This window comes from Streptomyces sp. NBC_01428 (assembly GCF_036231965.1).
In the GTDB taxonomy this organism is placed as follows: Bacteria; Actinomycetota; Actinomycetes; order Streptomycetales; family Streptomycetaceae; genus Streptomyces.
This window is the reverse complement of the sequence record NZ_CP109499.1, coordinates 6,204,380-6,229,728: the sequence shown is the minus strand read 5'-3', so window position 1 is coordinate 6,229,728 and position 25,349 is coordinate 6,204,380. Positions and strand designations below refer to the sequence as shown.

At 72.1% G+C, this 25,349-nt stretch carries 20 protein-coding genes; 6 read left to right on the top strand and 14 right to left on the bottom strand.

Annotated elements, in window-relative coordinates; all coding sequences use genetic code 11:
- Nucleotides 1-78 precede the first annotated feature (78 nt).
- Nucleotides 79-1,812, top strand: coding sequence for an ABC transporter ATP-binding protein (locus tag OG406_RS26935; RefSeq protein WP_164370733.1), 1,734 nt, complete (start codon nucleotides 79-81; stop codon nucleotides 1,810-1,812).
- Nucleotides 1,812-3,740 (top strand): ABC transporter ATP-binding protein, encoded by a 1,929-nt coding sequence (locus OG406_RS26930; RefSeq protein WP_164370732.1) that lies wholly within the window; start codon nucleotides 1,812-1,814, stop codon nucleotides 3,738-3,740. Before OG406_RS26935 ends, OG406_RS26930 begins: the two co-directional genes overlap by 1 nt.
- Before the next feature lie 343 nt (nucleotides 3,741-4,083).
- Here the strand turns inward: OG406_RS26930 and OG406_RS26925 are convergent, their stop codons facing one another.
- The 5 genes from OG406_RS26925 to OG406_RS26905 form a co-directional block, all read right to left on the bottom strand.
- Nucleotides 4,084-5,370 carry an RNA polymerase sigma factor gene (locus tag OG406_RS26925; protein WP_164370731.1) on the bottom strand — a complete coding sequence of 429 codons (1,287 nt, stop codon included), beginning with the start codon at nucleotides 5,368-5,370 and terminating at the stop codon, nucleotides 4,084-4,086.
- A gap of 237 nt (nucleotides 5,371-5,607) precedes the next feature.
- The gene (gene dnaG / locus OG406_RS26920) at nucleotides 5,608-7,512 is read right to left on the bottom strand and encodes a DNA primase (RefSeq protein ID WP_081217151.1); all 1,905 of its coding nucleotides are present in this window, start codon (nucleotides 7,510-7,512) and stop codon (nucleotides 5,608-5,610) included.
- 123 nt (nucleotides 7,513-7,635) lie between these two features.
- Complete coding sequence (locus tag OG406_RS26915) at nucleotides 7,636-8,901, bottom strand: NAD(P)/FAD-dependent oxidoreductase (RefSeq protein WP_329188208.1); 1,266 nt, start codon at nucleotides 8,899-8,901, stop codon at nucleotides 7,636-7,638.
- Nucleotides 8,902-8,994: 93 nt separating this feature from the next.
- Nucleotides 8,995-10,413 carry a deoxyguanosinetriphosphate triphosphohydrolase gene (locus OG406_RS26910; RefSeq protein WP_329188206.1) on the bottom strand — a complete coding sequence of 473 codons (1,419 nt, stop codon included), beginning with the start codon at nucleotides 10,411-10,413 and terminating at the stop codon, nucleotides 8,995-8,997.
- Between the two features lie 84 nt (nucleotides 10,414-10,497).
- Nucleotides 10,498-11,421, bottom strand: coding sequence for a sirohydrochlorin chelatase (locus tag OG406_RS26905; protein ID WP_266848636.1), 924 nt, complete (start codon nucleotides 11,419-11,421; stop codon nucleotides 10,498-10,500).
- A 292-nt stretch (nucleotides 11,422-11,713) separates the two neighbouring features.
- On the opposite strand from OG406_RS26905, the gene OG406_RS26900 reads away from it, so the two are divergent.
- Nucleotides 11,714-12,436: a SanA/YdcF family protein gene (locus tag OG406_RS26900; protein ID WP_164371886.1), complete on the top strand. Its 723-nt coding sequence runs from the start codon at nucleotides 11,714-11,716 to the stop codon at nucleotides 12,434-12,436.
- Between the two features lie 67 nt (nucleotides 12,437-12,503).
- Here OG406_RS26900 and OG406_RS26895 read toward each other — a convergent pair whose 3' ends face one another.
- From OG406_RS26895 to cutA, 3 genes are all read right to left on the bottom strand, one after another.
- Nucleotides 12,504-12,704: a twin-arginine translocation signal domain-containing protein gene (locus tag OG406_RS26895; RefSeq protein ID WP_266613535.1), complete on the bottom strand. Its 201-nt coding sequence runs from the start codon at nucleotides 12,702-12,704 to the stop codon at nucleotides 12,504-12,506.
- Nucleotides 12,705-12,794: 90 nt separating this feature from the next.
- Nucleotides 12,795-13,241, bottom strand: a complete 447-nt coding sequence (locus OG406_RS26890) for a gamma-glutamylcyclotransferase family protein (protein ID WP_329188201.1) — start codon at nucleotides 13,239-13,241, stop codon at nucleotides 12,795-12,797.
- A complete protein-coding gene (gene cutA, locus OG406_RS26885) occupies nucleotides 13,238-13,564 on the bottom strand; it encodes a divalent-cation tolerance protein CutA (protein ID WP_239154977.1) in 327 nt (108 codons plus the stop codon). Before cutA ends, OG406_RS26890 begins: the two co-directional genes overlap by 4 nt.
- Nucleotides 13,565-13,744: 180 nt before the next feature.
- Here cutA and OG406_RS26880 point away from each other — a divergent pair, with 180 nt between their 5' ends.
- Entirely contained in the window at nucleotides 13,745-15,376 is a 1,632-nt protein-coding gene (locus OG406_RS26880; protein WP_329188197.1) for a M4 family metallopeptidase, read from the top strand.
- A gap of 105 nt (nucleotides 15,377-15,481) precedes the next feature.
- Here OG406_RS26880 and OG406_RS26875 read toward each other — a convergent pair whose 3' ends face one another.
- Nucleotides 15,482-16,156: an NADPH-dependent FMN reductase gene (locus OG406_RS26875; protein ID WP_329188195.1), complete on the bottom strand. Its 675-nt coding sequence runs from the start codon at nucleotides 16,154-16,156 to the stop codon at nucleotides 15,482-15,484.
- A 381-nt stretch (nucleotides 16,157-16,537) separates the two neighbouring features.
- On the opposite strand from OG406_RS26875, the gene OG406_RS26870 reads away from it, so the two are divergent.
- A complete protein-coding gene (locus OG406_RS26870; RefSeq protein WP_164370832.1) occupies nucleotides 16,538-17,056 on the top strand; it encodes a hypothetical protein in 519 nt (172 codons plus the stop codon).
- Between the two features lie 163 nt (nucleotides 17,057-17,219).
- Complete coding sequence (locus tag OG406_RS26865; protein ID WP_164370833.1) at nucleotides 17,220-17,840, top strand: class F sortase; 621 nt, start codon at nucleotides 17,220-17,222, stop codon at nucleotides 17,838-17,840.
- A gap of 85 nt (nucleotides 17,841-17,925) precedes the next feature.
- Here OG406_RS26865 and OG406_RS26860 read toward each other — a convergent pair whose 3' ends face one another.
- The 5 genes from OG406_RS26860 to OG406_RS26840 all read right to left on the bottom strand — a co-directional run bounded on the left by OG406_RS26860 (nucleotide 17,926) and on the right by OG406_RS26840 (nucleotide 25,243).
- The gene (locus OG406_RS26860; RefSeq protein WP_267050739.1) at nucleotides 17,926-18,708 is read right to left on the bottom strand and encodes a sulfite exporter TauE/SafE family protein; all 783 of its coding nucleotides are present in this window, start codon (nucleotides 18,706-18,708) and stop codon (nucleotides 17,926-17,928) included.
- Between the two features lie 110 nt (nucleotides 18,709-18,818).
- Complete coding sequence (locus tag OG406_RS26855; RefSeq protein WP_329188191.1) at nucleotides 18,819-19,754, bottom strand: oxidoreductase; 936 nt, start codon at nucleotides 19,752-19,754, stop codon at nucleotides 18,819-18,821.
- A 432-nt stretch (nucleotides 19,755-20,186) separates the two neighbouring features.
- Nucleotides 20,187-20,735, bottom strand: coding sequence for a YcxB family protein (locus OG406_RS26850; RefSeq protein WP_164370836.1), 549 nt, complete (start codon nucleotides 20,733-20,735; stop codon nucleotides 20,187-20,189).
- A gap of 131 nt (nucleotides 20,736-20,866) precedes the next feature.
- Entirely contained in the window at nucleotides 20,867-23,617 is a 2,751-nt protein-coding gene (gene ppdK, locus OG406_RS26845; protein WP_164370837.1) for a pyruvate, phosphate dikinase, read from the bottom strand.
- A gap of 405 nt (nucleotides 23,618-24,022) precedes the next feature.
- Nucleotides 24,023-25,243, bottom strand: a complete 1,221-nt coding sequence (locus tag OG406_RS26840) for an ROK family protein (protein ID WP_329188188.1) — start codon at nucleotides 25,241-25,243, stop codon at nucleotides 24,023-24,025.
- Between the last annotated feature and the right edge of the window lie 106 nt (nucleotides 25,244-25,349).

Genomic DNA, 25,349 nt, shown 5'->3' with positions numbered 1-25,349 from the left:
AGTGTCCGACGATAGGGGGTGGTGCACCATCCAGCGCCCGCCGATCACCCAGCCGTCGACGATCCCGAGAGACCCCGCGTGCTCATACGACTCCTGCGGACCCACCTCAGTCCGTACAAGAAACCCATCGCCCTCCTGGTGCTGCTGCAGTTCCTGCAGACCTGCGCCACGCTCTACCTGCCCACGCTGAACGCGCACATCATCGACAACGGTGTCGTGAAGGGGGACACGGACTACATCCTGTCCTTCGGCGCCCTGATGATCGGCATCTCGCTGGCTCAGGTCGTCTGCAACATCGGAGCCGTCTACTACGGCGCCCGCACGGCGTCCGCGGTCGGCCGGGACGTCCGGGCCGCCGTCTTCGACCGCGTCCAGTCCTTCTCCGCCCGTGAGATGGGTCACTTCGGGGCGCCCTCGCTGATCACCCGCACCACCAATGACGTCCAGCAGGTGCAGATGCTCGCACTGATGACGTTCACCCTCCTGGTGTCGGCCCCGATCATGTGTGTGGGCGGCATCATCCTGGCCCTCGGCCTCGACGTGCCGCTGTCCGCGGTGCTCATCGCCGTGGTGCCGACCCTCGGCATCTGCGTCACGCTGATCGTGCGCCGGCTGCGCCCCCTCTTCCGCACGATGCAGGTGCGCCTGGACACCGTGAACCGGGTGCTGCGCGAGCAGATCACCGGCAACCGGGTGATCCGCGCGTTCGTCCGCGACGGTTACGAGAAGGAGCGCTTCAAGGGCGCCAACACCGACCTCACCGAGACGTCGCTGGCCACCGGCCGGATGCTCGCGCTGATGTTCCCGATCGTCATGACGGTGGTGAACCTGTCGTCCATCGCGGTCGTCTGGTTCGGCGCCCACCGCATCGACAGCGGGGGCATGCAGATCGGTGACCTCACCGCGTTCCTCGCCTATCTGATGCAGATCGTCATGTCCGTGATGATGGCCACCTTCATGTTCATGATGGTGCCGCGCGCGGAGGTCTGCGCCGAGCGCATCCAGGAGGTCCTGGGCACGGACAGCAGCGTGGTCCCGCCCCTCGCGCCCGTCCTGGAGCTGCGCCGTCACGGCCACCTGGAGCTCCGCGGCGCGGGCTTCCGCTACCCGGGCGCCGAGGAGCCGGTCCTGAAGTCCGTCGACCTCGTGGCACGCCCCGGGGAGATCACCGCCGTCATCGGCTCGACGGGCAGCGGCAAGTCGACGCTCCTCGGCCTGGTCCCCCGGCTGTTCGACGCCACCGACGGCGAGGTCCTCGTCGACGGCGTCGACGTCGCGACGATCGGCCCGAAGCTGCTGGCCAGAACGGTCGGACTGGTCCCGCAGAAGCCGTACCTGTTCGCCGGGACGGTCGCCACCAACCTGCGCTACGGCAACCCCGACGCGACCGACGAGGAGCTGTGGCACGCGCTGGACGTCGCGCAGGCCAAGGGCTTCGTCGAGCGCCTCGAAGGCGGCCTGGACGCGCCGATCGCCCAGGGCGGCACCAACGTGTCGGGCGGCCAGCGCCAGCGCCTGGCCATCGCCCGCACCCTCGTGCAGCGCCCCGAGATCTACCTCTTCGACGACTCCTTCTCGGCCCTCGACTACGCGACCGACGCGGCCCTGCGCGCGGCGCTCGCCGAGGAGACCGCCGAGGCCACCGTGGTGATCGTCGCCCAGCGGGTGTCGACCATCCGCGACGCCGACCGGATCGTGGTCCTCGACGAGGGCCGGGTCGTCGGCACCGGACGCCATCACGAACTGATGGCCGACAACGAGACCTACCGGGAGATCGTCCTCTCCCAGCTGACGGAAGCGGAGGCCGCCTGATGGCCGGGCCGATGGGGCGCATGATGGCCGGGAGCGGCCCGGACCAGCGCTCGATGGAATTCAAGGTGTCGGGCCGCAGGCTGCTCACCCAGTTCAAGCCCGAGCGCGCCACGCTGTACGTCATGCTGGTCGCCGTGGTCTTCAGCGTCGGCCTGTCGGTGGTCGGCCCGAAGATCCTCGGCCGGGCCACCGACCTGGTCTTCGCGGGCATCGTCGGCCGGCAGATGCCGGCCGGCGCCACCAAGGCCGAGTCCCTGGACTCGCTGCGCGCGCACGGCCAGGGTGCCGTCGCCGACATGCTCAAGAGCACGGCCTTCACCCCCGGCGAGGGCATCGACTTCCACGCCGTCGGCAACGTCCTGCTGATCGCGCTCTGTACGTTCCTGCTGGCCGGCCTGCTGATGGCGGTCGCGACGCGGCTGGTGAACCGGTCCGTCAACAGGACCGTCTTCCGGATGCGCGAGGACCTCCAGGCGAAGCTGTCGCGGCTGCCGCTGTCGTACTTCGACAAGCGGCAGCGCGGTGAGGTCCTCAGCCGGGCCACGAACGACATGGACAACATCCAGCAGACCCTCCAGCAGTCGATGGGCCAGCTCGTCAACTCGCTGCTGACCATCGTGGGCGTGCTCGCGATGATGTTCTGGGTGTCGCCGCTGCTCGCGCTCGTCGCGCTGGTCACGGTGCCGCTGTCGTTCGTCGTCGCGACCCGGATCGGCAAGCGCTCGCAGCCGCACTTCGTGCAGCAGTGGCGCACCACCGGCAAGCTCAACGCCCACATCGAGGAGATGTACACCGGCCACAACCTGGTGAAGGTGTTCGGGCGGGCCGACGAGTCGGCCGCGCAGTTCGCCGAGCAGAACGAGAAGCTCTACCAGGCCGGGTTCAAGGCCCAGTTCAACAGCGGGATCATGCAGCCGCTGATGATGTTCGTCTCGAACCTCAACTACGTGCTGGTCGCGGTGGTCGGCGGACTGCGCGTCGCCTCCGGCACGCTGTCGATCGGTGACGTGCAGGCCTTCGTCCAGTACTCCCGCCAGTTCTCGATGCCGCTGACGCAGGTCGCGTCGATGGCGAACCTGGTGCAGTCGGGCGTGGCGTCGGCGGAGCGGGTCTTCGAGATCCTCGACGCGGACGAGCAGCCGGCGGACCCGGCGGTCTCGGCCGGCCCCGCCGAACTGCGCGGGCGCGTGGCGCTGGAACACGTGTCGTTCCGCTACGACCCGGAGAAGCCGCTCATCGAGGACCTCTCGCTGACGGTGGAGCCGGGCCGGACGGTGGCCATCGTCGGCCCGACCGGGGCCGGCAAGACCACCCTGGTGAACCTGCTGATGCGGTTCTACGACGTCACGGGCGGCCGCATCACCCTCGACGGGGTCGACGTGGCGTCCATCTCCCGTGACGAACTGCGGGCCGCCGTCGGCATGGTGCTCCAGGACACCTGGCTGTTCGGGGGCACGATCGCCGACAACATCGCGTACGGCGCCGCGCGGGAGGTCACCCGCGGGGAGATCGAGGAGGCGGCGCGCGCCGCGCACGCCGACCGGTTCGTCCGTACGCTGCCCGACGGCTACGACACCGTGATCGACGACGAGGGATCGGGCGTCAGCGCGGGCGAGAAGCAGCTGATCACCATCGCCCGGGCCTTCCTGTCGGACCCGGTCATCCTGGTGCTCGACGAGGCGACCAGCTCCGTGGACACCCGGACCGAGGTGCTGATCCAGAAGGCGATGGCGAAGCTGGCGCACGGCCGGACGTCGTTCGTGATCGCCCACCGCCTGTCGACGATCCGGGACGCCGACACGATCCTCGTGATGGAGGACGGCGCGATCGTCGAACAGGGCGCGCACGCCGAGCTGCTGGAGTCCGGCGGCGCCTACGCCCGCCTCTACCAGGCCCAGTTCGCCCAGGCGGTCGCCGAGGTCGACTAGGGCCTGTCGTTTGGATCAGGCGGCGCCGAGGTGCGGTGCCTTGTCGGCTGGGCCGAGCGGGGCTGGGTGCGTGCAGCTGCAAGGCGGAGGAGGGCGACGACGCGGTGGGGGCACCTCCCGGCCGAAGGCTGGGGGACGTCGGCAACCGACGACAACGCGGCTGGGGGTCCCCCCTGCTCGAAGAGCTTGGGGGAGGGCGTGCCCAGCCCCGCGACCCGCCGCATGATCCAAACGACAGGCCCTAGGGCACGGCCGCTGTCCCTGGACCCCGCTGAAGATCCTTCAGCCGCTCCGGCTTCGAGGAGCGGGGGGTCCGGGGGCGGCGCCCCCTGCCGGGGACGGGTCAGTCCAGATAGCCGCGGAGCTGGTCCGCGAAGGCGTGGTCCCGCAGCTTGTTGAGGGTCTTGGACTCGATCTGCCGGATGCGTTCGCGCGTGACACCGAAGATGCGGCCTATCTCCTCCAGGGTCCGCGGCCGCCCGTCCGCCAGCCCGTACCGCAGCTGCACGACCTTCCGCTCCCGCTCCCCCAGCGTCGACAGCACCGCCTCCAGGTGCTGCCTGAGCAGCAGGAACGCGGCGGACTCGACCGGTGAGGCGGCGTCGCCGTCCTCGATGAGGTCGCCGAGGGCGACGTCGTCCTCCTCCCCCACGGGCGCGTGCAGGGACACCGGCTCCTGGGCCAGCCGCAGCACCTCGCTGACCCGCTCGCCGGTCAGGTCGAGATGGGCGGCGACCTCTTCGGGACTGGGTTCGTAGCCGCGCTCCTGGAGCATCCGCCGCTGCACCCGGACCACCCGGTTGATCAGCTCGACCACGTGCACGGGGACGCGGATGGTGCGTGCCTGGTCGGCGAGGGCGCGGGACATGGCCTGCCGGATCCACCAGGTGGCGTACGTGGAGAACTTGTAGCCGCGGGCGTAGTCGAACTTCTCGACCGCCCGGATGAGCCCGAGATTGCCCTCCTGGACCAGGTCGAGCATGGTCAGCCCGCGCCCCACGTACCGCTTGGCCACCGAGACGACGAGCCGCAGGTTCGCCTCGATGAGCCGGCGCTTGGCCATCCGGCCCATGACGACGATCTTGTCGAGGTCGAGGGCGAGCTGGCTGTCCAGGTCCGTGGCGAGGCGGAGCTTCTCCTCCGCGAAGAGCCCGGCCTCGACGCGGCGGGCGAGCTCGACCTCCTCGGCCGCGGTGAGCAGCGGGATCCGCCCGATCTCGCGCAGATACTGGCGGAACAGGTCCGACGAGGGGCCGCCGGTGTCGGCGGCACGGCCTCGCGGCACTTCGGCGGGCTCCTCGGCCTCGGTCTCCACTTCCGCCTCTGCCCCGGGGTTCTGCGGCGGGCCGTCCGGGTCGGCCTCGGGGTGGTGGGCGGCACGGCTCTGCGCGGGTACCGCCGCGACGACGTCGGCGTCCGCGTCCGTGACGGTGGTGTTGTCGGTCTCGGCGAGGGTCTGGGTCTGCACGGGGGCGACCTCCAGGAATGTCGCTGCTGAGTCGTGCGGCAGCGGTACGTCCGGGATGGGCTCGACGGCCTCGCCGCTGTCCATCCCGTAGTCGTTTGGCGGAACCGCGGGAAAAGGGAACCCGTCGCGTGCGGGTCGGCCGCGCTCCGAGGACTCAGGCACCGGAACCCAGTGTGGAGTACGACACATCGCCGCCACGAGGGGCGTGCGGTGACTTTTTGCGTCCGGTCCGTGACCGCCTGGTGACCGTTCCGGACGAGTGCGCAGTTCAGCGGAGCCGAAAGCGGTGGGAGACGGTCCGGGATTGGCATGTGCCGGGCCCCCGCGGACGCGTCCCGCCGCCCGCGCGCCCCGCCGCGACCGCGCGCACCACCCCGGCCCCGCGGGCCCGGGCCGGCCTCAGAGGGCTTCGGCGCCCTTCTCGCGCAGCGCCTGCCCGTACTGCTGGAGGACCCACAACTCGTTCTGCACGGCTGCCAGCTGGGCCGGGTCGCCGCCCGCGCTGAGCCGGGACAGGGAGCCCTGGACCTCCCGGATGCGGCGGTCGACGGCGCGGCGGCGGACCGCGACGAGCTGGTCGCCCGCGTACGTCTCGTCGACCGTCTTGCGCAGGATCGCCTCGACCGCCAGTTCCGTGACCATGGCCCGTACGGCGTCGTCCGGGGCGGCGTCGCGGACGCGGATCAGGTACTCCTGGGGGTCCTGAACGCCGTGGTCGGCGCCGCCCGCGTCCATGACGGCCTGGCGCACCGCGGCGTACGGGGGTGCGGTGAACTCGTCGATGCCGTACGCGTCGAATGCCGGGGCGACCAGTTCGGGGCGCTGCAGGGCGAGTTTGAGCAGCTCGCGCTCGGTGGCGAAGACGGGGTTGCGCAGGGTGAGGGCCGGGCCGCCGTTCGTCGGGGCCTGGGCGGCGGTGTACGTCTGCTGGGCGCGGTTCCCGGCGGGGGCGGGTCCCCTGCCGCCGCGGTCGCGTGCCCAACGGGCCAGCTGCGCCACCCGCTTGACGACGAACTGGGTGTCGAGGATGCCGAGCATGCCGGCGAGCTGTACGGCCACCTCGTGCTGGGCGCCGCTGTTCTTGATGCGGGCGACGATCGGGGCGGCCTCGTCGAGGGCGGCGGCGCGGCCGGCCGGGGTCTCCAGGTCGTAGCGCAGGACGATCTGGCGCAGCGCGAACTCGAAGAGCGGTGTGCGCGGTTCGACGAGGTCGGCGACGGCCTCGTCGCCCTTGGCGAGGCGCAGCTCGCAGGGGTCCATGCCGTCGGGGGCGATGGCGATGTACGTCTCGGCGGCGAACTTCTGGTCGTCCTCGAAGGCGCGCAGGGCCGCCTTCTGGCCGGCCGCGTCGCCGTCGAAGGTGAAGATCACCCGGGCCGAGCCGTTGTCCATGAGGAGGCGGCGGAGGATCTTGATGTGGTCGGTGCCGAACGCGGTGCCGCAGGTCGCGATGGCGGTGGTGATGCCGGCCATGTGGCAGGCCATGACGTCGGTGTATCCCTCGACGACGACCGCCCGGCTGCTCTTGGCGATGTCCTTCTTGGCGAGGTCGATGCCGTACAGCACCTGGGACTTCTTGTAGATCGCCGTGTCGGGCGTGTTCAGGTACTTCGGGCCGTTGTCGGACTCGTAGAGCTTGCGCGCGCCGAAGCCGACGACCTCGCCGCCGATGTCGCGGATGGGCCACATGAGGCGGCCGCGGAAGCGGTCGATGGGGCCGCGGCGGCCCTCCTGGGAGAGGCCGGAGAGGACCAGCTCCTTGTCGGTGAAGCCCTTGCCGCGCAGGTGGCGGGTGAGGTGGTCCCAGCCCTGGGGGCTGTAGCCGACACCGAAGTGGGCGGCGGCGGCCTGGTCGAACCCGCGCTCGGCGAGGAACGTGCGGCCGGTGTCGGCCTCGGGGCTGGTGCCGAGCTGCTCGATGTAGAACTGGGCGGCGGCCTTGTGCGCCTCGACCAGGCGGATCCGCTCGCCGCGCTGGTGGGAGGGGTTGTACCCGCCCTCCTCGTAGCGCAGGGTGATGCCGGCCTGGCCGGCGAGGCGCTCCACCGATTCGGAGAAGGTGAGGTGGTCGACCTTCATCACGAACGTGATGGTGTCGCCGCCCTCCTGGCAGCCGAAGCAGTGGAAGAGGCCCTTGCTGGGGCTGACCTGGAACGACGGTGACTTCTCGTCGTGGAAGGGGCACAGGCCCTTCAGGTTCCCGCCGCCCGCGTTGCGCAGCTGGAGGTACTCGGACACCACGGCGTCGATCGGGACCGCGTCCCGAACCGCCTTCACGTCCTCGTCGTTGATCCTGCCGGCCACGTGGTGATTCTACGGGGCCGGACGGACACTCCCGGGGCGAGGTGAGGGACGCCGTGCCGGGGTCCGGGGGAACTGCTCCGGACCCCGGCACGGGAGGGGTGGGGCGGCGGGTGCCGCCGTGCGTCAGGGGAGCAGGCTGTCCAGGGGGACGTGCGGGTCGGCGAGCGCGTCGGCGTCCACCTGGATCCGGGAGCGGACGAGCTGCTGGATCGGGTCCGTGACATCCCACACGTTCACGTTCATCCCGGCGAGCACCCTGCCCTCCTTCAGCCAGAAGGCGATGAACTCGCGCTTGCCGGCGTCTCCGCGGATCACCACCTGGTCGTACGTCCCCGGGGGCGCCCAGCCCGAGTACTCCAGGCCGACGTCGTACTGGTCGGAGAAGAAGTAGGGCACCCGGTCGTACGGTGTGCCGCGGCCCAGCATGGAGCGGGCGGCGGCCGGTCCGCCGTTCAGGGCGTTGGCCCAGTGCTCGACGCGCAGCCGGGTGTCGAAGAGGGGGTGGTGGAAGGAGGCGACGTCGCCGGCGGCGTACACGTCGGGGTCGGAGGTGCGCAGCATCTCGTCGACCGCGATGCCCCCGCCGTGCTCGCGGCCCGCGAGTTCCAGGCCCGCGGCCTCGGCGAGGCCGGTGCGCGGGGCGGCGCCGATGGCGGCGAGGACGTCGTGCGCGGGGTGCTCCTCGCCGTCGTCGGTGCGGGCGGCCAGCACCATGCCGTCCTGGCCGATGATCTCGGTGAGCCGGGCGCCGAAGTGGAACCGCACGCCGTGCTCGCGGTGCAGCTCGGCGAAGACCTGGCCCAGTTCGGGGCCGAGCACGCTGTGCAGCGGGGTCGCCCCGTGTTCGACGACGGTGACCTCGGCGCCGTATTCGCGGGCCGCCGCGGCGATCTCCAGGCCGATCCAGCCGGCTCCGGCGATGACGATGTGGCCGTTGTCCCGGCCGAGGGCGGCGAGGACTCCCTTGAGCCGCTCGGCGTGGGCGAGGCGGCGCAGGTGGTGCACGCCGGCGAGGTCGGTGCCCGGGATGTCGAGGCGGCGCGGCTCGGAGCCCGTGACGACGAGGAGCTTGTCGTAGTGGACGAGGGTGCCGTCGTCCCCGAAGCGGACGGTCCTGGCCTCGCGGTCGATCGCGTCGACGGTCTGGCCGAGGTGCAGCTCGATGTCGTTGCGCGCGTACCAGGCGGGTTCGTGGACGAAGACGCTGTCGCGTTCCTCCTTGCCGAGGAGGTAGCCCTTGGACAGCGGCGGACGCTCGTAGGGGTGGTCGCGTTCGTCGCAGATCAGTATCACGCGTCCGGTGAAGCCCTCCGCTCGGAGCGTCTCGGCCGCCTTGGCGCCTGCCAGGCCTCCTCCGACGATGACGAATGTCTGATCCGCGTCGACCACTTGATGCCTCCTCGTAAGGATGTCGCCATATGCGAGAGTCCCGCACGGAGCGTGATGCGGGAAGGGGGAGTGGCCCGATCAGGCCACGCAGGGTCACACTCCGGCGCCTCCATGGGAACGCGTGGTGAGCCTGAGGTGCAGGGAACGCGCCGAGGCATCCGTGAGGGATGCGATCTGGTCGACGATCACCCGCTTGCGCGCGCGGTCGTCGGCCGCGTGCTCGAACAGGGCGCGGAACTGCGGATCGAGCACCTCGGGCGCGCGGGCGGTGAGCGCCTCGGCGAGTTCGGCGACGACGATCCGCTGGTCGGCGCGGAGCCGCTCCTGTTCGGCGCGCTGCATGACGTACCGGTCGGCGACCGCCTTGAGGACGGCGCACTCGTGGCGGGCGGCGCGGGGGACGACCAGCTCCGCCGCGTACCGGGTGAGGCGGCCGCTGCCGTGGCGGGCGCGGGTGGCGCCCTCCGCCGCCAGGCAGAACCGGCCGATGAGCTGGCTGGTGGCGTCCTTCAGGCGGGCCTGGGCGACGGCCGATCCGTCGTAGCGGTGCGGCCACCACTCCTGGGCGAGGAGCCGGTCGAGCGCTTCGGCCAGCTCGTCCGGTCCGGTGTCGGCGGGCACGTAGCGGCCGATGGCGACGGCGAAGATCTCCGCGCGCTCGGGCCCGGACGTCAGACTCGCGGGGTCGATGTGGCCGGCGTGCAGGCCGTCCTCGACGTCGTGCACCGAGTAGGCCACGTCGTCGGACCAGTCCATCACCTGGGCCTCGAAGCAGGTCCGGGTGCCGGGGGCGCCCCGGCGGATCCAGTCGAACACCGGCCGGTCGTCCTCGTAGACCCCGAACTTGGGTGACGCGGGGTCGGTGGGGCAGGCGCCTCTGGGCCACGGGTACTTGGTGGCGGCGTCGAGGGCGGCCCGGGTGAGGTTGAGGCCGACGCTGACGAGGTCCTCGTCGGCGTCGGCGGGCGCCGAGGCGACCATGTCGCTGCGCACGAAGCGCTTGGGCTCGATCCGGGTGAGCAGGCGCAGCGACTGGGCGTTGCCCTCGAACCCGCCGCAGTCCTCGGCGAATTCGTTGAGCGCCTGTTCGCCGTTGTGCCCGAAGGGCGGGTGGCCGAGGTCGTGCGAGAGGCAGGCCGCCTCGACCAGGTCGGGGTCGCAGCCGAGGGCGGCGCCGAGGTCGCGGCCGACCTGCGCGCACTCCAGGGAGTGGGTCAGCCGGGTGCGGGGGCTGGCGTCCCACACCTGGATGGGGATCTCCGTGCCGCGGGCGGAGCCGAGGACCTGGGGCAGGGTGCCGGGGGTGACGACCTGGGTCTTGCCGGCGAGGCGGCGCAGGGCGGCCGAGTGCAGGACGCGGGCGCGGTCGCGCTGGAAGGCGGTGCGGCCGGGGTGTTTGTCGGGCTCGACGGCCCGGCGCTCGACGGCGGACACGTCGTACTCGTCGTGGGCGGCGGGGTTCTCGGGGGCCTTCGGTGCGGGTGTTGCTGCGTGCGGTTCCATGCCTTCCATGCACCGACAGTAGACGCAGCCGGTGACAGGCGGGGTGCCCGGCACCGGTGGCGACGGGCACGGGAGGGCCGGGAACCGCCGGGGTCAGGCGGGGGTGAGGGTGCGTTCCGGGGCGGGTTCGGGAGTCGCGAGCGCCTGGTCGTAGCGGTGCAGGACGAGACGGACCATCGCCGGGTGGTCGCCGAGGGGTTCGGCGCGGATCCACGGGCCGGCCTCGGCGCAGCGGGAGGCGAGCCGGCCCGGGGCGGTGAAGTGGGAGGCGACGGCGACGCGGTGGCGGCCCCGGGCGGCGAGGGCGCGCAGGGCGGCCGGGACGGTCGGGGCGGCGCCGGAGGCGTACGCGGGGACGACGGGCACGCCGAGCCGTTCGGCGAGCAGGAGGGCGGTGCGGCGGGTGTCGGCGGCGGACTCCACGAGCCGGGAGCCGGCGGAGGCGAGGACGACGGCGCTGGCGCGGCGGGCCGCGTCGCTCATCCCGGCCGGCCACCCGGCCTCCACGAGCCGGTCGTGGAGGGTCTCGACGAGCAGCGGGTGCGGGCCGAGCGGAGCGGCGACGCGGACCGGCGGGCCGGGGGCGGCCGCCGCCGCCCGGGGCAGGTCGCGCCGGACGTGGTGGCCGCGGCCGAGCAGCAGCGGGACGAGCACGGCGCCGGCGCCCTGTCCGCCGCCGAGCGAGGCGAGCGTGCCGGAGAGCGGCGGGTCGCTCACGTCGATGTGGCCGAGGCGCACGGTCAGGTGCGGGCGCAGTTCGCGGACGCGTTCGGCCAGGGCGCGGACGGTGCTCAGCGCGCGCGGGTCGCGGCTGCCGTGGGCGGCCAGCACGAGCGGGGGCGGCGCGGGACGGCGGGTGCCGTTGAGCGAGACCAGGCTGAGCTGGCTGCCGAGCTGACTGGTGATCCGGTTCATCAGCTGCGCCGTGGTGTCGAGCTGCCCGTCGAACCGGTCGGCGCGCGGCGGCTCCGCGGAGCGGGCCGGGGACTCGTCTCGTTCTGGGTGCGACGCCGTCATGGGGGCGATCCTCGCGGTAGGAGGTTGCCGGGCCGTTGCACGGGCATGTCGGGCGTTTTCCGGCGGTTCACCGCACGGTACTCCTGCCGGACGACCGGCTCCCACCTGCGGTTCCCGCGTCACGGGTGACAGCACTCACGACGCCCCGGCGAACCGAACGGGCTTGCGTCGCGTCCTCCTGTGTCGAACACGTACGTGAGGATCGGCGTCCGTCGGACCCGGCCGCGGGACCCGGCCCGCACCCACGCGTGACGTCATCTGGGGGACATCGACCATGCCGCGACTGCCGCGTATGCCGCGCCCGAAGCGTCCGGTCCTGCGCCGGCCGCGCCCGCTCCGGCTGCTGCGCGCGGTACGCCTGCCGCGGACCCGGCCGGGCCGACGACGGGCGGTGCAGGCGCTGATGGTGCTGTGCGTGCTGGCCCTCCTCCCGATGACGTGGATGTACGTGACGACGGGCGACCGGCTGCGGACGACGGCGGACGCCCCGCGCACCCCGGTGGCGGTCGTCTTCGGCGCGGGTCTGTGGGACGGCGAGCCGTCGCCGTATCTCGCGCACCGGCTGGACGCGGCCGCGAAGCTGTACCGGGCGGGCCGGATCGAGGTCGTGCTCGTCACCGGCGACAACAGCCGTGAGGACTACGACGAGCCGGACGCGATGCGCGCCTATCTCACCGCGCACGGGGTGCCGGACCGGCGGATCGTCAGCGACTACGCCGGTTTCGACACCTGGGACTCGTGCGTCCGGGCGCGCAGGATCTTCGGCGTGCGCGAGGCGGTCCTGATCAGTCAGGGCTTCCACATCCGCCGGGCCGTCGCCCTGTGCCGGGCGGCGGGTGTCCGCTCGTACGGGATCGGTGTCGACGCCAAGCACGACGCGACCTGGTACTACGGCGGCACCCGGGAGATCTTCGCGGCGGGCAAGGCCGCCCTGGACGCGGTGTTCCGGCCGGACCCGCGGTTCCTCGGCCGCAAGGAGCACGGGGTGGCCCGGGCACTGGCGGCGGGCCGGTAGACGGCGCCGCGCGCGTACGTCCGGCTCCGCTCGGGCCTGGGCCGGCCGGGGTGAGCGGCGCGGGACGTCAGTCGCCGCCCGCGGTGTCCGCGGCGGGCGCCGACGGCTGCCCGTCCGGCCGCTTCGGAGGGGCGGCGGTCCGTGGGCCCGGGGAGGCGTCCGGTTTCGGTTCGGCGGAGCAGGAGTTGAGGCCGATGCCCAGGGCGGCGCCGACGGCCGCGCCGCCGAGCGCGAGGACACGTCGCCTGGTGAGGTCGCGGTCGGTCATGGCCGGACCCTAGGGGGTACCGGCGCGCGGGCGGGCGGGGCGCACGGGCCGGCCACCCGCACGGGTGCACCCCGTACCGGTGACGGCGGCTCAGCCGGGGCCGGGTGCGGGCGCGTCCGCCGTCGTGCCGTGCCACCCCCCGCTCGCGATCGGGCGTCCGGCGGCCCGCAGGCGCGCGGCGACGGAGGGCGCCGCGACGTACACCCAGGCGCGGACGGCCGTGCCGTCGGCGAGGACGGCGTCGCGCGCCACCCGCTCGTACAGGTTGCGCGGATCGCCCGGTACGTACTCCTCCAACGCGTCGAGTTCCGCGAGGAGTTCCTCGTACGCGGCGGGCAGTGCGGTCACGAGGTCGCCGGTCGCCGTGCCGCCCGCCTCCTCGACGGCGTACGGGTATCCGGGCCCCGGGTGGAGCACGAGCCCCGGCATCCGTGCGGGCTGTTCGGAGCGGGTCCGGCCGCGCAGGAACAGGTCGTGGTTGCGCTCGCCGGGGCGCAGGGTGCCGTAGACGAAGAAGGGCGGTCCCGTTCCGCTCACGGGGTCGTCTCCCGCGCCACCCACCGCAGGTAGTCCGCCCCGCCCGCGACGACCGGGGTCGCGATGATCTCGGGCGTCTCGTAGGCGTGGGCCTCGCGGAGGTACGCCTCCAGGGCGGGGTAGCGGACCTCGGTCGTCTTGAAGTGGATCTGCCACTCGGTGGCCGTCTCGACCGCGCCCTGCCACCGGTAGACGGAGGTGACCGGTCCCGAGATCTGTGCGCAGGCCGCGACCCGCGCGGCAACCGCGCCACGGGCCAACTCCCCTGCCCTCTCGGCCGAGTCGATGGTGGTCAGAACGGCCAGGCAGGCCGGCGTCTCCATGATCGTCTCCATTCGTGGGGGTACGGAAACGATTCTCGCCGCATCCCGCGTCCACCGCGGAGGCGCTATGGACATGACATGTCATGAACCCTTAAATCTGAGGCAGCTGTGCAGCGCCTTCGAGGCGGCTGTGCGGCCCTCCCCCACGCGCCCTCCCCCAGGGCCTTCCCAAGGAGACCGATGAGTCGGACACGGCACATCCGAGGTTCCTCTCTCGCCGCCGCGGCCGCGGCGGCCCTGCTGGCCGCCGCGCTCGCGCCCACCGCGCACGCCGACGCCCGCCCCACCAGGGCCGCCGCCGTCACGAACGCGGCCGCCGCGCTGGTGGACCACGCCACGGGCCTGGGCCTCACCTCCGCGCAGGACACTTCCGTACGGGACGTCGTCGTGGACCGGGACGGCACCCAGCACGTCCGCTACGACCGGACGTACCGTCATCTGCCCGTCCTCGGCGGTGACTTCGTGGTGCACCTGGCGCCGGGCGGCACGTACCGCGGCGCCGACCGGGCGACCACGAGGGCCGTCTCCCTGAGCAGCGTCACCCCGGCGCTGTCCGCGCCGAAGGCCGCCGACCTCGCCGCGTCGGCCCTGCGCGCCGCCAACCCGGGCGAGGCGCTGCGCAAGGTGACGGCCGAGCCGCAGCTCGTCGTCGACGCCCTGCACGGGGCACCGAGGCTCGCCTGGCGCACCACCGTGGTGGCCCAGGACAGTCTCGGCAATCCGGTCGCCCGCCTGGTCCTCACCGACGCCCGCACCGGCGCCCGGATCGACGCCTGGGACACCATCGAGACGGCCACCGGGGACGGCAAGTCGCTGTACAGCGGCACCGTTTCACTGGAGACGACCGCGTCCGGGTCGACGAACCAGCTCAAGGACCCGACGCGCGGGAACACGTACACCGGGGACGCGGCGAACAAGACGGACCTGTGCATCTTCGGGATCTGCATCAGCCGGGCGCCCGCGACGCTGTTCACCGACGCGGACAACCACTGGGGCACCGGCGCGACGGCGGACCGCGCGTCCGCGGCGGTGGACGCGCAGTACGGCACCGACGAGACCTGGGACTACTACAAGAACGTGCACGGCAGGAACGGCATAGCCGGCGACGGCAAGGGCTCCTACAACCGCGTGCACTACGGCAACAACTACAACAACGCCTTCTGGGACGACAGTTGCTTCTGCATGACGTACGGGGACGGTGACGGCACGACGTTCGGGCCGCTGGTCGCGCTCGACGTCGCGGGGCACGAGATGTCGCACGGCGTCACCTCGAAGACCGCCGCGCTGACCTACTCGGGCGAGTCCGGCGGCCTGAACGAGGCGACCTCCGACATCTTCGGCACCATGGTCGAGTGGTACGCGAACAACGCGGCGGACCCCGGTGACTACCTGATCGGCGAGAAGATCGTCCGTTCCGGCTTCGGCAAGCCCGCCCTGCGCTTCATGGACAAGCCCTCCAAGGACGGCAACTCGGCCGACTGCTGGAGCAGTTCGGTCGGCGGCCTCGACGTCCACTACTCCTCCGGCGTCGCCAACCACTTCGCCTACCTCCTCGCGGAGGGCAGCGGGGCCAGGACGGTGGGCGGCGTCGACTACGACTCCCCCACCTGCAACGGCTCGACGGTCTCCGGCATCGGGCACGACAAGGTGGGCAGGATCTGGTACCGCGCTCTGACGGTCTACATGACGTCTTCGACGAAGTACGCGGGCGCCCGCACCGCCACGCTGAACGCGGCCAAGGACCTGTACGGCGCGGGCAGCACGGAGTACAACGCCGTGGCGGCCGCCTGGTCGGCGGTCTCGGTCGCCTGACCTCTCCGCCTCCGGGAATCCCGCCCACCGTGGGCAGACGGCACCAACGCCCGTCTGCCCACGGCCCGTTCCCCGCCGGCCATGACGGTGCGCACCTCGCGCACCTCATCCCGCGTACGGCCGTCGCCCCCGCGCGTCCTTCAAGGCCCGCGCCCACCAGCCCAGTTGATCCAACATCGCGTTCGCCGCGGCGGCGGGTCCCGCGGGATCGCGCGGGTGGCCGGCCTCGTCGAAGGCGGCGCCGGCGCCGTGGAAGGACACGGTGTCCCGCACGGTGACGGCGTGCAGCTCCGCGAAGACCTGCCGCAGGTGCTCGACGGCCCGCAGGCCTCCGGAGACGCCCCCGTAGGACACCAGGGCGACGGGCTTGGCCCGCCACTCGCCGTAGTGCCAGTCGACGAGGTTCTTCAGGCCCGCGGGGAAGGAGTGGTTGTACTCGGGGGTGAGGACGACGAAGGCGTCCGCGTCGGCGAGGGCGGGCGTCACCTTCGCCAGCTCGGCGGCCACCGCGGGCGACGGCGAGGACGACAGGGCCGTCGGGAGGTCGACGGAGGCGACGTCGAGGACCTCGGGGAGGAAGTCGTCCCGTTCCGCGATCCGGTCGAGCAGCCAGCCGGCGACGACAGGACCGAACCGGCCCTCGCGATTGCTGCCGATGACCACGGCGACCCGTACGGGCGGCTCGACCACCGGTCCCGGCGCGGCGGCCTCGGCCCGCGACAGGGCCGACGGCTCCGCGGCCGACGCGGGAACGACTGAAGGGGCTGTGGTTGTCTTCATGCCGCACAGCCTCTTACCTCAACCATTCTTGAGGTCAAGCGTCCGCGCCGGCTGGTCACCGGCGTACCGGACCACCGCGCCGTCACCACGGCGTACACCGGGACGGCCCGCGCCCGAACCGCCGGTCACCCGTTCACACCCCCGGCGCCGCGCCCTTCGGGTTCTCCCGGCGACACGCCAGGCGGACGCCGGTGACCTGCTGGAACAGCGGCGCTTCCGCCAGCCCGGCGGGGCCGTCCGACACCCGTTCACCACATTTCTGACGATCCATCAGAGAGCGGACCGGTGCCGGTGCCACTTACCTCGGTAGAGCAGGGGCACGACCGACGCAGCGGCACTTGGGGGTGTCGCGGGCCGGGCCCCCTCGGAGGAGCTAGCACGATGCGACGTACCGCCCGGATGCTGACCGGTACCGCGCTCGCCGTCGCCGCCGCGGGTCTGGCCGCCGCGCCCGTGTACGGAGAGGACGGCGGGAGCCTGGAGGTGTTCCCGTCCACCGTCGTCCCGGGCGCCGACGTCACCGTCAACACGTCGGCCTGCCCCGGCGACGGCACCGCGACGGGCGACGCGGACGCGGTGGGCGCCGGCACCTTCACCCTCGCGGCGAGCGCGCACGAGGAGGAGGCGATCGGCCAGTTCCGGGTACCGCCGAGCGCGCAGCCGGGAACGTACGAGATCGTCGCGAAGTGCGCGGACGGCCGGCTGGTCACCGGCGACCTGATCGTGACGCTGACCTCGACGCGCGAGCAGGTCCAGCCGCGCGGCCATGTGAACACCGGTGTCGGCGGCGCGCTGGGCCCCGACCCCGTCCAGACCGCGGCGGGAGTGGCGGCACTGGCCGTCGCCGCCGCGGGCGGTACCTGGCTCCTGCATCGCCGGGCGAGAGGCGACGGGATCTGACGGACACCCTCCGCCGTCCGTCCGCCGGTTACCGCCGTCCCCTCCCCCTCCGTGGCCCGACGCCCCTCGCGGCGCGGAGGGGGAAGGGGACCGATCGCGTCCCCTCCCAGCCGTCGGGCCCGGCCGGCCCCGGCCCCGGAGAGGACCCTGTGAGGAGGCTCGTGTGCGCCGGGTCAGCAACATCGCCATAGCGTCGGTCACCGTGTTCGCCCTGTGCTCGGGCGCCTGGCTGCTGCGCAGCGGCTCCGAGGCCCATCCGCCGCCGCAGCCGTCGGCGGCCGAGGCGGGGACCGGCGGGGACCGCGCGCCGTCCGCCGCGCCGGCGCTGCCGCACTCCCCGCCGGACCGCATCCGTATCCCCGCGATCGGGGTGGACGCCCCGCTCATGGGCCTCGGTCTCACTCCGCAGGGCAGCCTGGACGTGCCGCCCGCGGAGAAGAAGAACCTGGCCGGCTGGTACGAGTCGGGAACCTCGCCCGGCGAGCGCGGCACGGCGATCGTCGCCGGGCACGTCGACAACGCCGAGGGCCCCGCCGTCTTCTACGACCTGGGCGCCGTCCGCAAGGGCGGCACGGTCGAGGTGGACCGGCTCGACGGCAGCACGGCGGTGTTCACGGTCGACGCGGTCGAGGTGTACGACGCGCGGGCCTTCCCCGACGCCAAGGTGTACGGCGCGGCCCGCCGGCCGGAGCTGCGGGTCATCACCTGCGGCGGCGGCTACTCCCGGTCGACGGGCTACCAGGGCAACGTGGTCGTCTTCGCCCATCTCACGGGCAGCCGCTGAGGGGTGGGCCGGACACCGGGACGGCGTCGCGGGACGCGTCCCGGCCCGTGCGTCCCGGCCCGCGCGTGCCGGGAGGCCGACGGCCTCAGGCCAGCCACTGCTCGTACGCGAGGTTCGCGACCAGCGCGAAGACGACGGTCAGGAGCACGACGCGGACGAAACCGCTGCCCTTCTTGAGCGCGGTCCGGGCGCCGACCATGCCGCCGGCGAGGTTGAACACGGCCATCAGGGCGGCGAGTTCCCAGAAGACGGTGCCCTTCCACGCGAAGGTGGCGAGGGCGCCCGCGTTGGTGCAGCAGTTGACGATCTTGGCGGTGGCGGAGGCGGTCACCAGGTCGAGGTGGAGCAGCGCGGTCAGTGCGAGCACGAGGAACGTGCCGGTGCCGGGGCCGATCAGCCCGTCGTAGAAGCCGATGCCGAGGCCCGCGAGGCCGATCGCGGCGAGGACGCGGCGCCCGGAGACCGGAGTGGTCGCCGGCGCGGTGCCGAACGCCGGCCGCACGATCACGAAGATGCCGACGGCGAGCAGCACGACCATGACGACCGGCTTGAGCACCTCCGTGCTCAAGCCCGCCGCGACGAACGCGCCGGCCGTGGAGCCGGCGAGCGCGGCCAGCCCGATGCGGACCGCGAGCCGTACGTCGACGGGTGCCTTGCGCGCGTACGTCACCGCGGCGCCCGTCGTACCGACGATCGCCACCGCCTTGTTGGTGCCGAGCGCGTACGCGGCGGAGGTGCCGGCGGGCAGGCCCAGCAGCATGGCGGGCAGCAGGAGCAGTCCGCCGCCGCCGACCACGGCGTCGATCCACCCGGCCGCCAGGGCGGCGACGCAGAGGACGAGGACCGTGGTCAGCGATATGTCGGGCATGATCGCGACCCTATGGACGCGGTGCGTGTGCCGTCCATGGATCTCGTCAGGCTTGAGCGAGTTCTGAGGTTCGGACCAGTTGCTTTGACGGACCCGCGTCGGCCGCGCGTTCAGTCCTTGAGTCCCTCGAAGGCGACGCCGGTCAGTTCCTCGGACGCGGCCCAGAGCAGCTCCCCCGCGCGGTCGTCGCGGGTCCAGGGGGCCCGCCAGGACGGCGCGGGCGAGCCGCGCCACATCGCGAAGGACGGCCCGACGAAGGTGTCGGGTGCCACGTCCGGGGCGGTGGCCGCGTACAGGCTGGGCAGGGCGCCGGCTTCGGCGCTCTGCGCGAAGACGCGGTTGCCGAGTTCCATGAGCCGCTCGGCGCCGCGGCGGCCCTCCATGCGGGGCCCGGCGGTCTGCAGGTTGGTGGAGGCGTAGCCGGGGTGCGACGCGGCGGCGACGACGCCGGATCCGGCGCGCGACAGCCGGCGTGCCAGCTCGTGCGTGAACAGGAGGTTGGCGGACTTCGACCGGGCGTAGGCGATCCACTTGCGGTAGGGCTGCCGGTCGTTGTTCAGGTCGTCGAGGTCGATGTTGGAGAGCGCGTGGACCATGCTGGAGACGGTGACGATCCGGGCGCCGGGGGTGTCGGCGAGCAGCGGGTGCAGCAGCCCGGTGAGCGCGAAGTGCCCGAGGTGGTTGACGCCGAACTGGGTCTCGAACCCGTCGGCGGTGCGGCCGGGCGGCAGCGCCATGACCCCGGCGTTGTTCACGAGCAGATCGAGCCGCCCGTACGTCCGCGAGACCGTGGCGGCGAACTCCCGCACGGAGTCCAGCTCCCCGAGGTCCAGCCGCAGGAACGCGACATCGGCCCCCGGCACGTCGGCCACGATCCGGTCCCCGGCCTCGGCCCCCCGCTCGGCACTCCGACACGCGAGCACGACCCGCGCCCCCTGCCGCGCCAACTCCCGCGCGGTCACATACCCGAGCCCACTGTTGGCCCCGGTGACGACGACGGTACGCCCCTTCTGCCGGGGGACGTCCTGAGCGGTCCAGCGGGGCATGGGGGCTCCTTCGGGGGACGACGGGGGGCCCAGCCTAGGGGGGACGGGGCGTGGACACGGTGCGACAGACGAAGGGCGGTGCCGGCGGACTGATCAGCCGGGGCTCTCGCAGTGACCGAAAGGGCGTTGGCCACGCGGGCCAGCCGCCGGGCGTGGGCGCGGTAGCGGGGGATGTCCTCCCCCGACATCCGGGCGGCTGCGGCCCGCAGGTAGGGCGCCGGCACGCCGATGTGGCCACGGAGCAGCTGCGTCACCGACTCGACAGCGTCGGGCGCGCTCGATGCCAGGAGACACTCAACGCCTGCGCCTGGAGCACGCGGTCGAGAACCGGCCGACGCCGTATCCGGGCTGACGGTCAACTCGTGCGGGCTGCCCCAGGAGACCGATCGCCACCTCGGGACGGATCCGGCAAGGGATCTACGACGCGGGACGCTAGAGCCGCTTCAGTTTCCAGGCCAGGATCGCTCGGAGGCGCTCGATGTCCTCGGTTCTCCGAGCACCCCGCTTGGGGAGAAGGATCATGATCGGGGACCAGCGTGAGCCGGACAGCAGCACGAAGAGCCGTGGTGTTTCCAGGTGTGCGTGGAAGTGCCCCCATTCGAGGGCTTCGAAAGCTCGCTTGGCGGAGCTGAAGATCACGCCATGGTCGTTCACGACCGTGCGGAACTCTCCGTGCGACTCGGCCACACCCATCGCCTTGCGCACATGGGTGCGCCAGTTCGTGACCAGTTGCCAGTACGCCACTCCGATACCAGCCACCAGTTGGACGATCCACCCCCACACGGGGAGATCGAGGAACAGGGCACTGACCATCGGCGCACCCAGGATGAGCAACCCCCCGCCCACCAACTTGGCCGGTGACCGTCGGGCTTGGACGCGCAGCGCCTCTTTCCAGTCCTCGGCCGTCAGCCGGTAGACGAACTGCGCCTCCGTGTCGCTGTCCCGGTCGTGCTGGACGAACCCCCCGGCCCCCTCATTCATGATCGGGATCCTAACCACGGGCGGAACACCCCGAAGGGGCGGCACCCCCGCACAGGGTTGCCGCCCCTTCGGGTCGGGCGCCGGAGCCTCGCCGGCCGGTGAGGGTGAGTGGCCGGCGGGGTTCCGGGGTTCTAGCGGTGGTCGCTGCCCTTCGAGCTGGAGGCCGCTCGGCCCGCTTCCAGGCGGGCGACGGGGATGCGGAAGGGGGAGCATGAGACGTAGTCGAGTCCGACCTCGTGGAAGAAGTGGACCGACTCGGGGTCGCCGCCGTGTTCGCCGCAGACGCCGAGCTTCAGGTCGGGGCGGGTCGCGCGGCCGGCCTCCACCGCGGACTTCACCAGGGCGCCGACGCCGTCCTTGTCGATGGTCTCGAAGGGGCTGACGCCGAAGATGCCCTTCTCCAGGTACGCCGTGAAGAAGGAGGCCTCCACGTCGTCGCGGCTGAAGCCCCACACCGTCTGGGTGAGGTCGTTGGTGCCGAAGGAGAAGAACTCGGCGGCCTCGGCGATCTGGCCGGCCGTGAGCGCGGCCCTCGGCAGTTCGATCATCGTGCCGATCGCCAGTTTCAGCCGGACGCCGGTGGCGGCCTCGACCTCGGCGATGACCTGGTCGGCCTCCTCGCGGACGATCTCCAGTTCCTGGACGGTGCCGACGAGCGGGATCATGATCTCCGCGCGCGGGTCGCCCTTGGCGTTCTTGCGTTCGGCGGCGGCCTCCGCGATGGCCCGTACCTGCATGGTGAACAGGCCGGGGATGACGAGGCCGAGGCGCACTCCGCGCAGGCCCAGCATCGGGTTCGCCTCGTGCAGGCGGTGCACCGCCTGGAGCAGGCGCAGGTCGTTCTCGTTGGCGTCCTTGCGGGACTCGGCGAGCGCGACCCGCACCGACAGTTCGGTGATGTCCGGCAGGAACTCGTGCAGCGGCGGGTCCAGGAGACGGACCGTGACCGGGAGGCCGTCCATCGCCGAGAACAGCTCGACGAAGTCCTTCTTCTGGAGCGGCAGGAGTGCCTTCAGCGACTCCTCGCGCTCGGCGTCGGTGTCCGCGAGGATCAGGCGCTCGACCAGCCCGCGGCGGTCGCCGAGGAACATGTGCTCGGTGCGGCACAGACCGATGCCCTGGGCGCCGAAGCGGCGGGCGCGCAGCGCGTCCTCGGCGTTGTCGGCGTTGGCGCGTACGCGCAGGCTGCGCTTGCGGTCGGCGAAGGCCATGATCCGGTGGACGGCCTCGACGAGCTCGTCGGCGTCGTCGGCGCCGGCGTGCATCCGGCCCTCGAAGTACTCGACGACCGGGGACGGGACGACGGGGACCTCGCCCAGGTAGACCTTGCCGCTGGAGCCGTCGATCGAGATGAGGTCGCCCTCCTCGACGACGTGCCCGCCGGGCACGGTCATCCGGCGCCGCTTGGTGTCGACCTCCAGCTCCTCGGCGCCGCAGACACAGGTCTTGCCCATGCCGCGGGCGACGACGGCCGCGTGGGACGTCTTGCCGCCGCGCGAGGTCAGGATGCCCTCGGCGGCGATCATGCCGTCCAGGTCGTCGGGGTTCGTCTCACGGCGGACCAGGATGACCTTCTCGCCGGAACGGGACCACTTCACCGCGGTGTACGAGTCGAAGACCGCCTTGCCGACCGCGGCGCCCGGCGACGCGGCGATGCCCCGGCCGACCTGCTGAACCTTCGCGTCCTCGTCGAAGCGCGGGAACATCAGCTGGGCGAGCTGGGCGCCCGTCACCCGCTGGAGGGCCTCGGCCTCGTCGATGAGTCCCTGGTCCACGAGCTGGGTGGCGATGCGGAAGGCCGCGCCCGCGGTGCGCTTGCCGACGCGGGTCTGGAGCATCCACAGCTGGCCGCGCTCGATGGTGAACTCGATGTCGCAGAGATCCTTGTAGTGGTTCTCCAGGGTCTCCATGATCTGCATGAGCTGGTCGTACGACTTCTTGTCGATCGACTCCAGCTCGGCGAGCGCGACCGTGTTGCGGATACCGGCGACGACGTCCTCGCCCTGGGCGTTCTGGAGGTAGTCGCCGTAGACGCCCTGGTGGCCGGAGGCGGGGTCGCGGGTGAAGGCGACGCCGGTGCCGGAGTCGGGGCCGAGGTTGCCGAAGACCATCGAGCAGACGTTCACGGCGGTGCCGAGGTCGTGCGGGATGCGTTCCTGGCGGCGGTAGAGCTTGGCGCGCTCGGTGTTCCAGGAGTCGAAGACCGCGTGGATGGCGAGGTCCATCTGCTCGCGCGGGTCCTGCGGGAAGTCCCGGCCGGCCTCGGTCTTGACGATCCTCTTGAACTTGGTGACGAGCTTCTTCAGGTCGGCCGCTTCGAGGTCCGTGTCGACCGCGACCTTCTTGAGGTGCTTCGCCGCCTCCAGCGCCTCCTCGAAGAGGTCGCCGTCCACGCCGAGGACCGTCTTGCCGAACATCTGGATGAGGCGGCGGTAGGAGTCCCACGCGAAGCGCTCGTCGCCGGCCTGCTTGGCGAGGCCCTGGACCGACTTGTCGGAGAGGCCGATGTTCAGGACGGTGTCCATCATGCCGGGCATGGAGAACTTCGCGCCGGAGCGGACCGACACCAGCAGGGGGTCGTCGGCCTGGCCGAGCTTCTTGCTCATCTTCGCCTCGAGGGCGTCGAGGTGCGCACTCACCTCGTCACGCAGTGCCGCCGGCTCCTCGCCACTGTCGAGGTACGTCTTGCACGCCTCGGTGGTGATGGTGAAGCCGGGCGGGACGGGAAGACCCAGGTTGGTCATCTCGGCGAGGTTGGCACCCTTGCCTCCGAGAAGGTCCTTGAGTTCCTTGTTGCCCTCGGTGAAGTCGTAAACGAACTTCGCTCCGCCGACGCCGCTGTCGCCGCTCTCAGCTACGTGGGGATCTTTGTTTTCCGACACGAGTCTCGACTCCTCGACGTCGCGGTGGCTGCCCTGACGAGGGGGAACATACCCAGATCGAAGGCGCGTGGGTACGTCCACTTGCGCGTCATGCGCCTGTAACCACCCGTCCGCCACCAGATCGAAAGTCAAGGCTTGGCAAGCCATCCGGCGCCGGTGTTTTCACTTCTTGAACGCATCAACGCCCGTAGACCGGCCAGCACGCTCAGGTGAGCACCCATCGGCACGTCTGAGTTTAATCGATGAACGATCAGAGGGTGGCACTGAGTGCCACCCCTTAGGGAAGTGCAGTCGCCCACGATCCGCTCATCTGAGCAATGACCCCCTCAAGGGTGGCGAGAATCACGCCCCGCGGAGCGGCCCGGTTCCATCATGCGGACCACGATCCGGATAGGGACACGCCTGTCACACACCGAGCGCCGCGAGCCGCTCCTCGGCGCGCTCCGGGGCATAGAGGTGCTCCACGACGAGCGCCCCGGCGCCCACCAGCGCGGCCTGCTCCCCGAGCCGCGAGGTCACCACGTCCAGATGAGCGGTGGAGCGGGGCAGCGCCCGCTGGTAGAGCAGTTCGCGCACGCCCGTGAGGAAGGGCGTGCCGGCCAGGTCTCCGGCGATCATCAGCACACCCGGGTTGAGCAGCGTGACCACGGTGGCCAGGACGTCCCCGACCTGCCGGCCCGCCTCCCGGGCCAGGGCCATCGCCTCGGGGTGACCGGCCGTCAGCAGATCCCGCACGTCGGAGCCGGAGGTCGCCCGCACACCCGCCTCGGCGAGCCGCCGCGCCACCGCGCCGCCGCTGGCGACGGCCGCGAGACAGCCGTACGAGCCGCACCGGCAGGGCGCGTCCGCACCGACCCGGATGTGCCCTATGTCGCCGGCCCCGCCGTCCACGCCCCGGTACACGGCGCCGCCGACGACCATGCCCGCGCCGATACCGGTGGAGACCTTGACCAGGGCGAACGCCGAGCAGTCCGGGTAGCCGGTGCGCTGCTCCCCGTACGCCATGAGGTTGGCGTCGTTGTCGACGAGCACGGGGACGCGGGCGCAGCGGTCGGTGCCCGCGTGTTCGGCGAAGGCGCGGGCCAGCCGGCCCCGGATGTCGTAACCGTCCCAGCCCGGCATGATCGGCGGCTGCACCACGCGCCCGGTGTCGATGTCGACCGGGCCCGGCACCGCGAGCCCTATGCCGCAGACCGCGTCGGCGCCCCGGCCGGACTTCTCCAGCAGTTCGGCGAACCAGCGCCCCAGTTCGCCGAGCACCGCCTCGGGCCCCTCGTCGATCACCAGGAGGCCCGCGTGCTCGGCGAGGATCTCGCCGGTCAGGGTGACCACGGCGGCCCGGGCGTGCCGGGTGTCGAGGTCGGCGGTCAGGACGACCGCGTGCGCGTCGTCGAACTCCAGCGTGATGGAGGGGCGGCCGCCGAGCGGTGAGTCGACCGGGCCGCCGGCGCCCTCGCGGAGCCAGCCGGCGCGGAACAGCCGGTCCAGGCGCTGGCCGACCGTGGCCCGTGACAGGCCGGTGGCCTGCTGGAGCGCGCCACGGGTGGTCGCCCGGCCGCTGCGCACCAGTTCGAGCAGCTGTCCGGCGCTTGCCTGGTTCACGGTCCTCGCCGCCCTTCCGGTCATGCGCACCCCCTTGCGTTCCTCAACTCTGCATTACATATTGAGTTTTGCGTGTTAAATAGACGTAACCCTACGGTAGCTAGTGCCGAACTGGTCGGACGGACGTCTT

What these genes read in the sequence shown, in the direction of transcription:
- OG406_RS26905 (WP_266848636.1), bottom strand. Translation starts at nt 11,421, where the DNA reads ATGACGGCGTCGCACCCAGAACGAGACGAGTCCCCGGCCCGCTCCGCG.
- OG406_RS26855 (WP_329188191.1), bottom strand. Translation starts at nt 19,754, where the DNA reads ATGCCCCGCTGGACCGCTCAGGACGTCCCCCGGCAGAAGGGGCGTACC.
- OG406_RS26870 (WP_164370832.1), top strand. Translation starts at nt 16,538, where the DNA reads ATGCGACGTACCGCCCGGATGCTGACCGGTACCGCGCTCGCCGTCGCC.
- OG406_RS26930 (WP_164370732.1), top strand. Translation starts at nt 1,812, where the DNA reads ATGGCCGGGCCGATGGGGCGCATGATGGCCGGGAGCGGCCCGGACCAG.
- OG406_RS26860 (WP_267050739.1), bottom strand. Translation starts at nt 18,708, where the DNA reads ATGCCCGACATATCGCTGACCACGGTCCTCGTCCTCTGCGTCGCCGCC.
- OG406_RS26840 (WP_329188188.1), bottom strand. Translation starts at nt 25,243, where the DNA reads ATGACCGGAAGGGCGGCGAGGACCGTGAACCAGGCAAGCGCCGGACAG.
- OG406_RS26895 (WP_266613535.1), bottom strand. Translation starts at nt 12,704, where the DNA reads ATGACCGACCGCGACCTCACCAGGCGACGTGTCCTCGCGCTCGGCGGC.
- OG406_RS26900 (WP_164371886.1), top strand. Translation starts at nt 11,714, where the DNA reads ATGCCGCGCCCGAAGCGTCCGGTCCTGCGCCGGCCGCGCCCGCTCCGG.
- OG406_RS26850 (WP_164370836.1), bottom strand. Translation starts at nt 20,735, where the DNA reads ATGAATGAGGGGGCCGGGGGGTTCGTCCAGCACGACCGGGACAGCGAC.
- cutA (WP_239154977.1), bottom strand. Translation starts at nt 13,564, where the DNA reads ATGGAGACGCCGGCCTGCCTGGCCGTTCTGACCACCATCGACTCGGCC.
- OG406_RS26910 (WP_329188206.1), bottom strand. Translation starts at nt 10,413, where the DNA reads ATGGAAGGCATGGAACCGCACGCAGCAACACCCGCACCGAAGGCCCCC.
- OG406_RS26875 (WP_329188195.1), bottom strand. Translation starts at nt 16,156, where the DNA reads ATGAAGACAACCACAGCCCCTTCAGTCGTTCCCGCGTCGGCCGCGGAG.
- OG406_RS26880 (WP_329188197.1), top strand. Translation starts at nt 13,745, where the DNA reads ATGAGTCGGACACGGCACATCCGAGGTTCCTCTCTCGCCGCCGCGGCC.